At 49.6% G+C, this 14,632-nt stretch carries 11 protein-coding genes; 9 read left to right on the forward strand and 2 right to left on the reverse strand.

The features are described from left to right. From IEV97_RS09565 to IEV97_RS09590, 6 genes are all read left to right on the forward strand, one after another. Positions 1 to 1,254 carry a restriction endonuclease subunit S gene (locus tag IEV97_RS09565; protein ID WP_188501290.1) on the forward strand — a complete coding sequence of 418 codons (1,254 nt, stop codon included), beginning with the start codon at positions 1 to 3 and terminating at the stop codon, positions 1,252 to 1,254. Then, positions 1,235 to 4,309 (forward strand): type I restriction endonuclease subunit R, encoded by a 3,075-nt coding sequence (locus IEV97_RS09570; RefSeq protein WP_188501291.1) that lies wholly within the window; start codon positions 1,235 to 1,237, stop codon positions 4,307 to 4,309. The genes IEV97_RS09565 and IEV97_RS09570 overlap by 20 nt, the downstream gene beginning before the upstream one ends. 31 nt (positions 4,310 to 4,340) lie before the next feature. Then, positions 4,341 to 5,270 carry a phospholipase D family protein gene (locus tag IEV97_RS09575; RefSeq protein ID WP_188501292.1) on the forward strand — a complete coding sequence of 310 codons (930 nt, stop codon included), beginning with the start codon at positions 4,341 to 4,343 and terminating at the stop codon, positions 5,268 to 5,270. Between the two features lie 53 nt (positions 5,271 to 5,323). Beyond that, a complete protein-coding gene (locus IEV97_RS09580; protein WP_188501293.1) occupies positions 5,324 to 7,108 on the forward strand; it encodes a GmrSD restriction endonuclease domain-containing protein in 1,785 nt (594 codons plus the stop codon). A 101-nt stretch (positions 7,109 to 7,209) separates the two neighbouring features. Then, the gene (locus tag IEV97_RS09585) at positions 7,210 to 7,869 is read left to right on the forward strand and encodes an SOS response-associated peptidase (protein WP_188501294.1); all 660 of its coding nucleotides are present in this window, start codon (positions 7,210 to 7,212) and stop codon (positions 7,867 to 7,869) included. A 516-nt stretch (positions 7,870 to 8,385) separates the two neighbouring features. After that, positions 8,386 to 8,628, forward strand: coding sequence for a hypothetical protein (locus IEV97_RS09590; protein WP_188501295.1), 243 nt, complete (start codon positions 8,386 to 8,388; stop codon positions 8,626 to 8,628). A 158-nt stretch (positions 8,629 to 8,786) separates the two neighbouring features. On the opposite strand, the gene IEV97_RS09595 is transcribed toward IEV97_RS09590, so the two are convergent. Beyond that, a complete protein-coding gene (locus IEV97_RS09595; protein ID WP_188501296.1) occupies positions 8,787 to 11,342 on the reverse strand; it encodes a beta-N-acetylhexosaminidase in 2,556 nt (851 codons plus the stop codon). Positions 11,343 to 11,553: 211 nt separating this feature from the next. On the opposite strand from IEV97_RS09595, the gene IEV97_RS09600 reads away from it, so the two are divergent. From IEV97_RS09600 to IEV97_RS09610, 3 genes are read left to right on the forward strand one after another with little or no spacing between them, the layout of a single operon-like run. Beyond that, positions 11,554 to 11,937 carry a c-type cytochrome gene (locus IEV97_RS09600; protein WP_188501297.1) on the forward strand — a complete coding sequence of 128 codons (384 nt, stop codon included), beginning with the start codon at positions 11,554 to 11,556 and terminating at the stop codon, positions 11,935 to 11,937. Positions 11,938 to 11,946: 9 nt separating this feature from the next. After that, a complete protein-coding gene (locus IEV97_RS09605; protein WP_188501298.1) occupies positions 11,947 to 12,513 on the forward strand; it encodes a YceI family protein in 567 nt (188 codons plus the stop codon). Position 12,514: 1 nt separating this feature from the next. Next, on the forward strand, positions 12,515 to 13,408 hold the full coding sequence (locus IEV97_RS09610; RefSeq protein ID WP_229733881.1) for a DUF5777 family beta-barrel protein: 894 nt from the start codon (positions 12,515 to 12,517) through the stop codon (positions 13,406 to 13,408). A 3-nt stretch (positions 13,409 to 13,411) separates the two neighbouring features. Here the strand turns inward: IEV97_RS09610 and IEV97_RS09615 are convergent, their stop codons facing one another. Further along, on the reverse strand, positions 13,412 to 14,383 hold the full coding sequence (locus tag IEV97_RS09615) for an aldo/keto reductase (RefSeq protein WP_188501299.1): 972 nt from the start codon (positions 14,381 to 14,383) through the stop codon (positions 13,412 to 13,414). Positions 14,384 to 14,632 lie beyond the last annotated feature (249 nt).

The following is a 14,632-nucleotide window of genomic DNA, read 5'->3' on the forward strand; positions in this document are numbered from 1 at the left end:
ATGACGAACTGGAAAACATATAATCTTACCGAAGTTGTTGATAAAAGAAGGGGTATATCATATGGTATAGTTCAACCAGGTACTTTTGTGGATGATGGTGTACCTATAATTAAGGTAAATAACCTTACTGATAGAAAATTATCATTTTCAGATGTTCAGAAAGTTAAACCTGAAGTTGAAGCAAAGTATCAAAGGACGAAGCTTAGAGGCAATGAAATCCTTATTTCATTAGTTGGAAGTTTAGGACACGTAGCCAAGGTTAATGAAGCAATGATTGGTTGGAATGTGGCAAGAGCAGTAGGTGTACTTCCAATTTCAGACTCTTTTGATAAGGAGTGGATTTTTTGGTTCTTAAAATCTCCGCAGGCCCAAAACTTTGTGCATGGCCAAGCAACAACGTCTGTTCAAGCAACCTTAAATCTAAAAGAGCTACAGGAACTACAGATAGCTTATCCAGATGAAAAGTATAGAAAGAAAGCTTCCGAAATCTTATCTGCGCTGGATGACAAAATAGAGCTGAACCGCCGCATGAACCAAACGCTGGAGCAAATGGCTCAAACACTTTTCCGGCAGTATTTCGTGGATGGTATTGATGAAGAGAATTTGCCGGAAGGATGGGCTAAAAAGTCATTAGGCCAGCTAGTTGATATTACATCGAGTAAAAGAATTTTCCTGAACGAATATGTACCTGAGGGTATACCTTTCTATCGAGGTAAAGAGATAATTCAGCTAAATAAAACAGGTATCATATCGACTGAGCTTTTCATCACAGAAGAAAAGTTTGAAACTATAAAAGCCAAGTTTGGTGTGCCAAAAGAAGGAGATATACTTCTTACTTCGGTTGGTACTATAGGTGTTCCATACTTGGTAAACAAAGATGATGTTTTCTATTTTAAAGATGGTAACATTACTTGGGTCAAAAGCTACTTAGATCATGTAGGCCCAGTTTATTTATATCAATGGCTAATTTCTGAAGAAGGGCAGTCAAGTATAGATAACATCACGATTGGTAGTACTCAAAAAGCAGTTACTATACAATCTTTAAAATCTATGCAGGTTATAGTTCCTCCCAAAGAACTTCATGATTCTGTATGTAATCAACTTCAAGCATTAAGAGATAAAATCAATCATAACATCAAAGAAATAAGAGCTCTTATTCAAACAAGAGACTCTCTTCTTCCCAAACTCATGTCGGGAGAAATTGATGTAATGCAAATCAAACCGGAAGAGCTGCATGAGCCAGTACTTAGCTGAAGAAGCCATTGAGCAGGCGGCCATTGCCTGGCTGCGCGAGCAGGAGCCTTATACCTACCAACATGGCTCCGACATCAAGCGCGACCTGAGCAAGGCAGTGCTCGAAGACCTGTTCGAGGCCTTTCTGCAGCGCCGCTACCCGCAGGTGCCGCAAAAGGTGCTGGCCGAGCTGAAGCAGGAGTTCCTCTACAGCCCCGGCGCAGATCTGCACCAGCGCAACCACGCCTTCCACCTCAAGCTCAGCAAAGGCATCAGCAAAACCTGGAAAGACGATTCCGGCAAACAGCACTTCGGGCACTTCTACCCTATCGACTACGAGGATGTGCACCAGAACGAGTTTCTGATGGTCAACCAGTTCACTATCATCGGCAAAAGCAAGCGCATCCCCGACCTGATCATTTTCGTGAACGGCCTGCCGCTGGTGCTCTTCGAGTTCAAAAACCTCTTCAACCAGGACGCCACCGTAGAAGCCGCCTACAACCAGGTGCAGCACTATACCTACCAGATTCCGCAACTCTTCGAGTACAACGCCCTGACTGTAGTCAGCGATGGCCAGACCACCCTGCACGGCATGTACAGCAGCGGCCTGGAGTGGTTCGCGGCCTGGAAAAGTATAGACGGCAAAACGGTGATCCCAAACGGGTTCGCACTGGAGACACTGATCAAAGGCCTGCTCGTACCCAAGCGGCTCTTGCAATACGTGCGCCACTTTATCTTCCACGAGCTCGACAAGGGCCAGCTGATCAAGAAAGGCGCCAAGTACCACCAATTCTTCGGCATAACTTACGCCCTGCAGGAAACGCTGAAGTCGGTAAAGCCTTTTGGAGACGGCCGTATTGGCGTTGTATGGCACACCACCCGCTCCGGCAAAAGCATTACCATGGCCATTTACACCGGCATCCTGCGCCAACTACCCGAACTGAAGAACCCGACTATTGTGGTGCAGGTAGACCGCTTCGACCTCAACCGCCAGCTCTTCGACGATTTCGTGGCCGCCAAAGACCTGGTAGGCGACGTACAAATTGCGAACACCACCGATGAACTGCGCGCCCTGCTGAGTGGCGATGGCGGCGGCGTGGTGTTCAGCACCGTACAGAAATTCAACCTCAAAGACACCGCCACCGGCCGTGAGCTGGAGCACCCCGTCCTGAGCACCCGCGACAACATCATCGTGATTGCCGACGAGTGCCACCGCACGCAGTACGGCCTGGTGCAGGGCTTTGCCAATAACCTGCGCCGCGCCCTGCCACAGGCCTCCTTCATCGGCTTCACCGGCACCCCCGTCGATAGCAAAGACGCCGACACCGTAGCCGTGTTCGGCGACATCATCCATACCTACGACATCCGCCAGGCCACCGAAGACAAAGCCGTTGTGCCGATCTACTATGAGCCGCGCCTGGCCAAACTGCACCTCGGCAACGAACAGCTCGAAGAAGAAGCCGAAGAGATAACGGGCGGTCTGGAAGAAAGCGACAAGAACAAAATACTCTGGGCCGCTATGGAAGACGCCGCCGGTTCTGCAGCTCGTGTCGAAGCCATCGCCCGCGACATCCTACAGCACTATACCTCCCGTACCGCGAGCGGAGCCAGTGTAGAAGGCAAAGCCATGATCGTGTGCATGAGTCGCCGCAACTGCGTGAAGCTATATGACGCGATCACAGCGCTGGAAGGTTGCCCCGAAGTAGCCGTGATCATGACCACCAACATCGCCAAAGACCCGGTGGCCTGGCACCCGCACGTACGCAGCAAAGAGCAGATGGAAGGTATAAAAGCACGCTTCAAAGACCCCGACGATTCGCTCAAACTCGTGATCGTGCGCGACATGTGGCTCACCGGCTTCGACAACCCCGCCATGCATACCTTGTATGTCGACAAAGTAATGAGCGGCCACAACCTGATACAAGCCGTCAACCGCGTCGCCACCGTTTTCCGTGATAAGCCCAGCGGTCTGATCGTTGACTACATCGGCATAGGCGACCGACTAAGAGATGCCACGAAGAAGTATACCTCCGCAGGCGGCGAAGGCAAAGTAGCCTTTGATATAGAGGAGGCTTTTGAGCTGGCAAGAGAAACCGTTGGTTTGTTGCGGGAGATGTTGCCTGGTGGTCCTGTTGACGTACGGTACGGCACTCTGAAATTTGCATCTGTTCACGAGGCTATACCTTACTTCTCCGCTTTGCCAAAAGGCGAACAGTTGAAGCTGGTTCAGCATGCCACAAACCACATCATAGCCGACGATGAGCTTTGCAAAACCTTTATCCTGAACGAGAAGAAACTCAGCAGCCTTGCTCCCATCATTAAAAGTCACTCGGAAATCAACGAGTTGTCAGCGGACATTGTATACCTGCAGCACGTAGGGGCCGCCTTGCGCAAAGCGAAAAACCCGGAACGTAAGATTCGGGAGAAGGCAGACAAAGTAAAGGATCTCATCCACCGCAGCATCGAAAGCGAAGAAGTTGTTGATGTGTTTCAGATGGCAGGTATAGAACGCTTCGACATCTCCATCATTAACGACGATTTCCTGGCCACCGCCAAAGAGCAGAAGACGGGTAATGAACTGAAACTTGAGCTCCTGCGCCAGATCATGAACAACGAGATTAAAGTGCGTTCGATGAAGAATCTGGTGAAGTACAAAAAGCTGAAGGAGGAAGTAGAGCGCATCATTGCCGACTACCACAACCACTTCTTCGACAGCCTGGTCGCCATGGAAAAGCTACGCGAAGTCGCCAGGCAAATACAGGAAGAAGACGAGCGCCGCAATCAGCTTGGCTTAACAGACGAAGAAGAAGCTTTCTACGAAATCCTGGCCAATCACCCCGACGCCGTGCAGGACTTTGACCTGATCAAAGAGCTCGTGCAGAAGATACTATCCGAAGTAAAGAAAAGCGCCCGCCAACCCGATTGGTACAAAAAAGACGATACCAAAGCGCAGCTTCAATTGGCTGTGAAGAAGGTGCTACGCTTCAAAGTTAAATCCGAACTGCAGGAGATTCTGGATGAGATCATGGAGCAGGCCGAAGCCAGGTATAGGGAGTATGGGATGAGTGTGGCCTAAGATGTAATGAAAACTAACTTAACAGCATAATATGTCAAAATTTATTACTGGAAAAGAGCTCGAAAAAGCGGTTGATAAAATAATATGGCAGGCAGAGGATCAACTTGTAATAGTGTCGCCTTATATCAAACTGGATAATCATTTTAAAAAGCTTTTCGAAAAACATGAGAGTAACCCAAAGCTTCATATTGTTATCATTTTCGGCAAGAATGAAGGTCAGGTAGGTAAAAGCTTAAATAAATCAGATTTAGAATACTTCAAGCAATTCCCGAAAATCAGCATAGTGTACGTACCAAACTTGCATGCGAAGTATTATGCCAATGAGTATATGGGTTTGCTAACTTCCATCAATCTTTATGATTACTCTTTCATAAACAATATTGAATTTGGTGTGCTCTACGAGAGGAAGCTCATAAACTTCCCCGCTAAAAGTGCAGACGATGAAGCATGGGAAACTTGCTGGGAAATTGCTCAGGCTAACGAGGTGATCTTTGTTAAAAGGCCATTTGTTGAAAAAAATTTCTTTGGCCTCAACAAGACCTATAAAAAGTCTAAAGTTCTGTTAGACAGAATAGATGAACTATATAGTGGAAAGCCTCTTACAAAAAGCACCAAAAGACTTGATGACTTTGAAGGAGAACTAAACTCACAGGAAGAATATGCTGAGAGACCTATCCGCGAGGAAGTTGTAAAGCCAGCCTCACCAGTTTACTTTGAAAAGAACTCTTTTGCACAGAAGTCATTTGAACCTGGCTATTGTATTCGGACAGGAGAGAAAATTCCATTTAACCCGGAGCGCCCACTTAGTTATCAAGCATTCAAAAGCTGGAGTCAATTCGGTAATGAAGACTATGAAGAAAGATTCTGCCACTACTCAGGAGAACCTTCTAACGGCGAAACCAGCGTTCGACGTCCTATTCTTAGAAAGAACTGGAAGCAAGCCCAACAGGCAGAAATTTAGAATTAAAGTAATCGGGTAGATTAAAATTTCTCCTTTACACATCAGAAGTAAACATGCAAAAATATTCTGTAAATCAGTATCTTATCGAAACTGTGTTAGCCTGGGTAAAGTCAGGCGAAATAGCTATACCTGAAATTCAGCGTCCTTTTGTATGGGATGGTTCCAAAGTCCGCGACCTGATGGACAGTCTATACCAGGGATATCCTGTTGGTTACGTCATCGCCTGGAAGAACCCAAACGTCAAACTGAAAGACGGTACGCTGAGTGAAGGCAAGAAAGTACTGATTGATGGTCAACAGCGCATTACCGCTTTAACCGCAGCCATTCTTGGTCAATATGTAGTTAACAAAAACTACAAACGTGTAAAGATTAAAATAGCCTTTCACCCCATCGAAGAAAAATTTGAAGTACAGAACTCTGCCATTCTGAAAGATAAGACCTGGTTGCCTGATATTGCCGAGGCCATTAATGGGGATCTTTTTGAAATTGCAGATAATTACTTCGAATTGAACCCTGATGTAGATAAAAAGCAGGTAAGAAATGCCTTTTCGACACTGATCAATATTCCTAAGAAGCAAATAGGTATGATTGAGCTTGCTCCGGACTTGGATATTGAGACTGTTACTGAAATATTTATCAGAATTAACTCGAAAGGAGTTGTATTGAGTCAGGCAGATTTTGCAATGAGCAAGATAGCCTCCAACACTGAATATAACGGCAATGAATTAAGGAAAGCTATCGACTATTTCTGCCATCTGGCTATAGCTCCGGATTATTATCGGCACATCATTGATAATGATCCGATATTCGCAGGCACGGATCTCTTCCAGAAGATGCAATGGCTGAAGTCAGAAACAGAGGATTTGTATGATCCTGAGTATACAGACCTAATCAGGGTAGCCTTCACTTCTAAATTTAACCGTGGAAAACTTTCCGACCTAGTAAGCCTTTTGTCAGGCCGTAATTTTGAAACCCGCACTTATGAGGCTTCTATCGCAGAAAACTCATTTGCATTACTGCGGGAAGGTGTGCTGAACTTCATTAATGAAACCAACTACAAGCGTTTCATCATGATCGTGAAATCAGCCGGTTTTATTTCGCCTAAGCTTATCCGATCTCAGAACGTACTGAACTTTGCTTACATCCTATATCTAAAATTAAGAGAGCAAAGTGAAAACGCTGTCTCTATTGAAAGCTATGTTCGACGTTGGTTGGTATATTCAATCTTAACGGGTCGCTATTCTGGTTCAGCTGAAAGCTACTTCGACTATGACATCAAGCAAATATCTGAAAGACCTTTTGCAGAATACTTAAAAGAAAAAGAAGCAGGTGAGTTATCAGAAGCTTTCTGGAATTCATCGTTGCCTCAGAGCCTGGATACTTCGGTGGCCAGCAGCCCGTATTTCTTAGTTTTCCTGGCAGCTCAGGTGAAGGCAAATGATAAGGGATTCTTGTCGAAAGATATTTCCGTTTGCGATCTGATCACGCATAAAGGTGACATACACCACCTTTTCCCGAAGGAATACTTGAAGAAGAACGGTCTTGATCGTGGGAAATATAATCAGATTGCCAATTATGCCTTTATGCAGTCCGAGATCAACATCAAAGTAGGCAGTAAATCTCCAAAGGAATACTTTGAATTAATTAACACCCAAATGGAAGAGCAGAATTTGCAAGTAACCGGAATCTCAACAAAAGAGGATTTAAGGCGGAACCTGGATATGAACTGCGTGCCATACTCTATAGATAACATGAGTGTACAACACTACCAGGATTTCCTCTATGCCCGCCGCAGAATGATGGCGAATAAGATTAGAGAGTACTATTTTTCACTGTAATGAGATCTGTCTGATTACCACCTGATGAAGTCGTAGTCCTTTCAACAGCTATTCTATCTCCCACCTCGTAAAACATAATTCCTACCAACCCCATATTCACCATGTGCGGCAGATACTCGGTACTAGCTAAACCAAAGGGAAAATCAAAAGCGGCGAAGCTGCTGGCGAAAAGCCTACAGGAAGCCCATTACAATGCGGCGCCTTCGCAGCACCTGCCTGTCGTGACGAACGAGCAGCCGGATGTTATCCAGTTCTTTTCCTGGGGGCTGCAGCCTTTCTGGGCGAAGGACGCAAAAGCGGTGAAGCGGGCGATCAATGCCCGGGCCGAGACGCTCGCTGAGAAACCCTCCTTCCGCAAACTGCTCGACTCGAAGCGCTGCCTCGTGCCGGCTGACGGTTTCTTTGAATGGCAGAAAACGGATCACGGCAAGGTACCCTACCGCATTCTTTTGAAAGACGAGGATACGTTCTGCTTTGCCGGTCTCTGGGATGAGTGGCTGGATAAAAGCACGGGAGAGCTCCTGCATACGTACACCATCATCACGACCGAGGCCAATGACCTGGTGAAGCCGATCCACGACCGCATGCCGGTCATCCTCTCACCGGAAGCAGAAGAACTCTGGCTGGATGCACATGAATCGCAGGAAGAGCTGCTGTCGCTGCTCAAGCCCTATGATGCAAACCAAATGAAAGCCTACCCGGTGTCTCCCCTGGTAAACGCGGCCCAGAACAACGTGCCGGAGATACTGAACTCATTGTAGCAGGAAGAAGCCAGGTATAGGGATTTTGATATAAGTGTGGCGTAAAAACACCTTTTGTAGGGACAGGTCGCGACCTGTCCGCACGCATTGTGACCGGTATTTGTGATTTTCGAGAACTCTAACTTCATATAAAACTCTACCCGGTGCACGATTAACCCACCCCTACCCCTCCCGAGAGGCAGGGCCGTTATGTTCTGCAAAAAACTATCCCCTAGAGGGGATTATAGGGGTGTAAATTCGGTGTTATAATGCCATTCATTGTCTTGTTTGGGATTCGTCCGCAGTTAGAACACCCCTCTGCACTCCCCTCAAGGGGAGAATTTGGTAGAACTTAACGGCCCTGCTTCCCAACAGGGGAATTTTATGCACGATTCGGACAGGTCGCGACCTGTCCCTACGAGGCCCGTAACTATTCGCTTCGCGATAAAACCAAGAAATCAGGTATAAATGTGATCTAAACTATTTTTTGGCTTAGCAGTTAATCAGTCAAAGCCAATCAAAATTGAAAAGCACGCTATGTCTATACTTCAGTTAAAACCTACTATACTGGTCGAAACGCCTTTAGGTACGGGCCAGGCAATTTTCATCATCGACTATGGAATGCATCAGAACACGTGCTGGGTGGTGGCCTTGCAAAAAGATGGCGTGATCAAACATTTCGATTGCAATGACGTGATCCTGTCAACGAACTATACCTATGGGATGAATCTCAGAAAAAATCACTTCCCGGTGCAAGAACCTCCTGCAGTATCAGAATAATCCCAGATTCATCCTGATGCCGCTTTAGGCTGTTCTTCCGGCTGGTATTCGCAGTAATTCGCACAAGCACAAGGCATGAAAAAAGCCTTTCCAGCTACGGAAAGGCTTTTTGTTTTATTGCTGGCACCCAAGTTTGCAGCTACTGATTTACACCAGCCTCAACTCGCCTTATTCCCGACCGTCACCACGCGGCCGGATCGTCCTGAAGGTGCAAACACCTTCAGCTTCACCTCTCCTTTGGTGCTGATCGGGCCCGTATACAACTTGCTCTTTTCGGTTGGCTCCGAACCGTCCGTGGTGTAGCGGATGACAAAGCCAGGCAGCTGCACATTGGCCAGTACTTTGCCGTTTTCCAGCACAGCCCCGGCTGTCGGGATGCGATACTGATAGCCGCCGGCATAGTAGCTTAAGCGCGGGAGCTCGCGTTTACCCAGCACATTCACGAATTCAGACCAGGCCTGGTTGTAGGCAGCTTCGGCTTTGGCAGCATCGGGCTCAGTTGCCCAGGCTGGGTCGGGTGCCCAGGCGCGATCGGCCAAGCCCAAAAGTTTAGGCAGTAGCATGTACTCCAGGCGCTCCGGGGTTTTGATCATCTCTGACCAAAGCGGCGCCTGCAAGCCCACAATGTTCGTCCGGCCATAGGCAGTCAGGCGCTCTTTTCCTTTGAATACTACCGCCGGATTGATCGGCTTATTGTCTGTGTCTACTTTCTGGTTCTTCATGTAGTCGTAGGGTATGAAGTAGAAAGGCTTGTCCAGGTCCAGGTAGCCTGCCCAGTACAGGCCCGACTCTTCATAGGCCTTCTGGTAAGTCAGGTCCAGGTATAGGTTGGAGGCATTGGTGAGCACCACTTTGTAGCCGGCATTCGCCATGCGGTAGGCCAGGTCCTCTGCGCCCCACAGGTTATTCCAGACATCCACATGAAAGTTCTTGTCTTTGAAATCCTGGTTGGGTACGTACTTTTTCTTCCCGTTCTCCTCTACCCTGGTCAGGCCAATTTCTTCCCATCCCGACAGGTATAGCTTGCGGGCCTTGAGCATGTCGTTCACCTTGCCGAAGAAGTAATCCCACAGATCGTATTTGCCTTTTATCGTGGGGTTCGCCGCCATCAGCGTCTCAACGGCAGGAGATTTCTCCCACACGCCATTGGGTACTTCGTCGCCGCCCATGTGGATGGTCTGGATTGGGGCACCCGCTTCCTTGTACATTGCCAGTATCTCGTCCACCACCTTTCCGAGGAAGGTATAGGTAGAAGGCAGCGCCACATTGATCACGTTATCGTTCCAGTTCTGCACCGAGCGATACACCGATTTATCCTCCAGGTCGCGGAGCAGGTAGCGTTTGGCTTCTTCCGGTTTTCCCTCCTGCATCAGGCGGGCGTAACGGGCGTCCATAGATTTGATCGCGGCCCGGGCATGACCCGGTGTTTCGATCTCCGGAATGACCTTGATATGGCGCTCGGTCGCATACTTCAGGATCTCGATAAAGTCAGCTTTGGTATAGTGCCCGCTGCCGCTGGTCTTGTCCGCATCCGGACCAGAGCCCAGCGAGGGCTGCAGGTGATTCAGTTCATCTACGGTATGGCCGCGTTTGCCACCCACTTCGGTCAGTTCCGGCAGTCCTGGAATCTCCAGGCGCCAGCCTTCGTCATCATTCAGGTGAAAGTGCAGCACGTTCAGCTTGTAGAGCGCCATCAGGTCCAGCACCTTCAGCACCTGCTCCTTCGATTGAAAGTTGCGGGACACATCCATCATAAAGGCCCGGTGCCCGAAACGCGGATTATCCGACACCCGCACGCCAGTCAATGAAACAGAGGATTGTTTTTTAGTTAGTGATGCCGCCGGGATCAGCGTCTTCAGCGATTGGGTGCCATAGAAGGCACCGGCTGGTGTGGAGGCATTGATCACCACTTCCTGCGGACTCACCTGCAGTTCGTAGGCTTCCGGCCCCAACCCTTTCTTCTGCTGCAGACGGATTGCCTTGCCGGTACCCAGCATGCTGATCACCGGCTTCTTCCCGAAGACAGTGCCGAGGTACTCAGAAAGCAAAGTAGCCTCGCGCATGAAAGCCGCATCCGTTACAATAGGTATAGCGGCGGTCATGGTAAAAGGCTTTCCGGTTTCGTGGTAAACGGCCGGCGTCGGGAATACCTTGGTCAACTTCTCTTCCGGGATGTCGGTGATCACTTTGTTCTGCGCATAGACATCTTTCGCCTGCAGCCAGTCCACCCAGGGCTGGTCCGGCTTTTTCACGCTGATCGGCGCGGTAGCATGCCCTTTCGATTTGTCCTGGTCCCATACCAGGTAAAAGCCGTGCGGTGTCCTGGACTCATTCACAACCAGCCCGCCAGAGACAAACTCCAGACGCAGCGAGGCGCCCGGTGCCAACTCCTTGAAGGCAGCAGTTGGTGACAAATAGCGCAGGTCCCCGTTCACATGCTCTACCCTGACAGGTGCGTTTTCTGCTTTGGGTTTCAGGGCAGGAAAAGAGTGGAAATACAAGGTCCACCCGCTGGCCGGCAAAGGTGATTCTCCTGCGTTGGTGAGGGTGAGCACCGCCAGGGTCTGCGGTTTGTTCTCATACTTTCCATCCGCCACTTCATAGCTCAGCTGAAGTTTCTTGGGGTCGATTTTTTTGCTGTTTTCCTGTGCGAAGGAAGTAGCATATAGCAGGACAAAAAGGGCGCATAAAACTGCTGCCAGGGGCTTTCTCATGGTATCTAAATAATCAGGCGTGTCGAAGGATGCTGAAATATAGCATAAAACAGGTAGAACCGAAACCTTATACCTGCATAAAACCGCAAGATTGATGTGACAACTCACTTCAGACAATCAGGTGCACGATTTTATTTCAACCCGAGGCAACCATCCGAAAAAAATCTCCGTGATGGGGGCACCAATACAAAAAGGAAGAAAAAGGCAAGACATGGCAAGAACCTATACCTCTCTGAACAAACTAATGCTGGGCATTCTCCTTTTGGCTGCTGCGGCCTGTGCCGATGACAATGAAGAAGACCTGACGCCGCAGCAGCCCGCTCAGCTTTGCGATACCGCAGTTACCTTTTCAGGCAGCGTGGTACCCATCCTGGCTGCTAACTGTTACGCCTGCCATGCCGCCAACATCGCGGAGGGAGGCGTGGTGTTGAGCAATTACGCCGGTGTAAAGGTCAAGGTAGACGACCGTCGCCTGATTGGTGCCATCTCGCATGCGCCTGGTTTCTCTCCCATGCCGCAGGGCGCTGCGAAACTCTCGGCCTGTGATATTGAGAAGATCAAAAAATGGGTCGACAACGGCGCTCCGAACAACTAAACATTCCCCATGAAACACCTCATCCTGCTGATAGCGCTCTTCCATTTTCACCTTGCCGATGGTTTGGCGCAGGCACGTTATTTTACCAAAACAGGCCATATCTGGTTCTTTTCAGACGCGCCCCTGGAGGACATTGAAGCGCATAACCACAAAGTGGTTTCGGTACTGGATGTGAGCACCGGCGAAATGGTTTTTTCGGTCCCGATGAAGGAGTTTCAGTTCCGTAAGTCCCTGATGCAGACGCATTTCAACGAAAACTATGTAGAGTCGGACAAGTACCCGAAAGCCACATTCAAAGGGAAAATAATGAACCTGGACGCAGTGGACATCAACCGGGAAGCAGCCTACCTGGTGCGGGTGCATGGGGTGCTGAACATTCACGGCAGGGACAAAGCCATCGACACCGTGGGCACCCTGGAAGTGAAAGGCGGGCGCATCTACGGCAAATCCACTTTCTCCATCACACCCCAGGAGTTCGACATCCATATACCGCGGCTTGTACGAAATAACATCGCCCGGCGGATCGACATTACCGTGAACATCATCTATACCCCCTTAACTGGTAACAGCCTTTGACATGATGAAGAAATGGATGCTCGTGTTGCTGCTCTGTCTGTCTGCCGCCCTGGTGCAGGCGCAGGACGAATTGATGAAAATAGCGGAGGCCAACGACAGCACTACGACCGGCCATGTGACCGGTACCTTTAAGGCCACGCGCCTGGTGAACGGGCACACGGTGGAAACGAACAGTGCCGGCGTACTGCTCTTTCTGATCTCCCACCGGTTTGGCACCTTAAACAGCGGCGCTTATGAGTTATTCGGACTCGATCAGGCGACCATCCGCCTCGGGCTGGAGTATGGCCTCACGGACCGGCTTGACATAGGTATAGGCAGAAGCTCCCTGGAAAAGACCTTTGACGGTTTTCTGAAGTATAGACTGCTGCAACAACAAATGGAAAGGGGTAGTCCGGTCACGCTTACGCTCTTTTCAAGTGCAGCCGTCCGCTCGCTGAAATGGCCGGAGGAAGAAAACAACTTTGAGTTCAAACACCGTTTAGCCTATACGCAACAGGTACTCATTGCCAGGAAATTTACAGAGCGTCTCTCGCTCCAGCTGTCCCCCACCCTCGTTCACCACAACCTCGTGCGAACCCGTCGGGATGAGAACAATGTGTATGCCTTAGGTGGCGGCGGTCGATTCAAGATCACCAAACGGACCTCTTTCAACGCGGAGTACTTTTACCTGCTCTCTGACCAGACACGCCAGGACTTCCGGAACGGTCTTTCCCTTGGCTTTGATATCGAGACAGGCGGCCACGTTTTCCAGCTGATCTTCACGAATGCCCAGGGCATGGTCGAGAAGTTCTTTGTCTCCCAGAACACCGGCTACTGGTCTGACGGCGATATCTATTTCGGCTTCAATATTTCGCGTGTTTTCGACCTGAAGGGAAAAGAGAAACGGGAATGGTAAGCACTACTGCGACCACTCCGTCGGCTTCCGGTCCCAGCGGTGCGACTTAAGCTGCTCCAGTACTTCGGCCGGCAAGCCTTTTCCATCGCTCGCCTGCAGATTGGCCTGCACGTGGTGTGCTTTGCGCATACCGGGTATGGTGGTGCTCACATCCGGGTTGCTGAGAATAAAGCGCAGGGCCATCTCCGCCATCGTCATGCCGGCAGGTAGAATCGGCTTCAACCGGTCGGCGTGCTCCACGCTGGCTTTCAGGTTTTCGGGAACAAAGTAGGTGCTGCGCCAGTCCTCCGCCGGGAAAGTGGTTTCAGTTGTGAACGTGCCGGTGAGCGTTCCTTCGTCAAAAGGGACACGGGCAATGGTGGCGATGTCCAGTTCGCGACAAAGCGGGAAAAGGCTGTCTTCTGGTGCCTGATCGAAAATGTTGTAGATGACCTGCACGCTGCTGATGTGGCCGGTGCGCAGGGTCTGCAGCACATTGTCCGGTTCCCAGCGGTTCACGCTCACGCCCATGTGCTGAATCTTGCCATCGGCTTTCAGTTTCTCCACGGCCCGCTGCCATTCCTCCTGCCCGGCCCAGCTGTCTTCCCAGACATGAAACTGCTGCAGGTCGATGGTCTCCACCCCCAGGTTCTGCAGGCTTTTCTCGGTATAGGAAATGATGTGTTCGGCAGGAAAACAATCCTCTAGCTTATAACTAGCTTTTGACGGCCACTTCATATTCTTGGGTGGGATCTTGGTTGCCACGTACAGGCGTTTATCGGCATGGCGCCTGAGTAGGCGGCCGAGAATCTGTTCGCTTTTGCCTTTGCCGTAGCCCCAGGCGGTATCGAAAAAGTTGCAGCCGCCTTCCACGGCCAGGTCCAACGAGCGGTCCGACTGCTGGTCATCCGAACCGGTCCAGCCGGCCATCCCCCACATGCCGTAACTCACTTCACTCACTTGCCAGCCTGTGCGGCCAAATCTTCTGTACTCCATACCTTGTATATTTCTAAGTTCACAGTTCTGTCTACATACTCTTGCCACCAGACTAGAGTTGCTGCTCAAGGTACCGGAAGTCACGAAGCTTTCCGATAGACCGGAGCAAAAATTTAAAGGAACGCCAGGTATAGAATGTAAGGCAGCCGGATTCAGGTAAGGGCAGGTAAAGAAGGTACAGAAGATGGGGCTAGAATAGGTATAAGTATAAACCGTGACACAAAAAAAGGGCAGGCGCCCTATGGGAAA

It is taken from the genome of Pontibacter amylolyticus, from assembly GCF_014638845.1.
Lineage (GTDB): Bacteria > Bacteroidota > Bacteroidia > Cytophagales > Hymenobacteraceae > Pontibacter > Pontibacter amylolyticus.

Bases quoted from the DNA above. Each gene is read 5' to 3' on its own strand.
- IEV97_RS09565 (WP_188501290.1), top strand. From the start codon at position 1: ATGACGAACTGGAAAACATATAATCTTACCGAAGTTGTTGATAAAAGA.
- IEV97_RS09570 (WP_188501291.1), top strand. From the start codon at position 1,235: ATGAGCCAGTACTTAGCTGAAGAAGCCATTGAGCAGGCGGCCATTGCC.
- IEV97_RS09575 (WP_188501292.1), top strand. From the start codon at position 4,341: ATGTCAAAATTTATTACTGGAAAAGAGCTCGAAAAAGCGGTTGATAAA.
- IEV97_RS09580 (WP_188501293.1), top strand. From the start codon at position 5,324: ATGCAAAAATATTCTGTAAATCAGTATCTTATCGAAACTGTGTTAGCC.
- IEV97_RS09585 (WP_188501294.1), top strand. From the start codon at position 7,210: ATGTGCGGCAGATACTCGGTACTAGCTAAACCAAAGGGAAAATCAAAA.
- IEV97_RS09590 (WP_188501295.1), top strand. From the start codon at position 8,386: ATGTCTATACTTCAGTTAAAACCTACTATACTGGTCGAAACGCCTTTA.
- IEV97_RS09595 (WP_188501296.1), bottom strand. From the start codon at position 11,342: ATGAGAAAGCCCCTGGCAGCAGTTTTATGCGCCCTTTTTGTCCTGCTA.
- IEV97_RS09600 (WP_188501297.1), top strand. From the start codon at position 11,554: ATGGCAAGAACCTATACCTCTCTGAACAAACTAATGCTGGGCATTCTC.
- IEV97_RS09605 (WP_188501298.1), top strand. From the start codon at position 11,947: ATGAAACACCTCATCCTGCTGATAGCGCTCTTCCATTTTCACCTTGCC.
- IEV97_RS09610 (WP_229733881.1), top strand. From the start codon at position 12,515: ATGATGAAGAAATGGATGCTCGTGTTGCTGCTCTGTCTGTCTGCCGCC.
- IEV97_RS09615 (WP_188501299.1), bottom strand. From the start codon at position 14,383: ATGGAGTACAGAAGATTTGGCCGCACAGGCTGGCAAGTGAGTGAAGTG.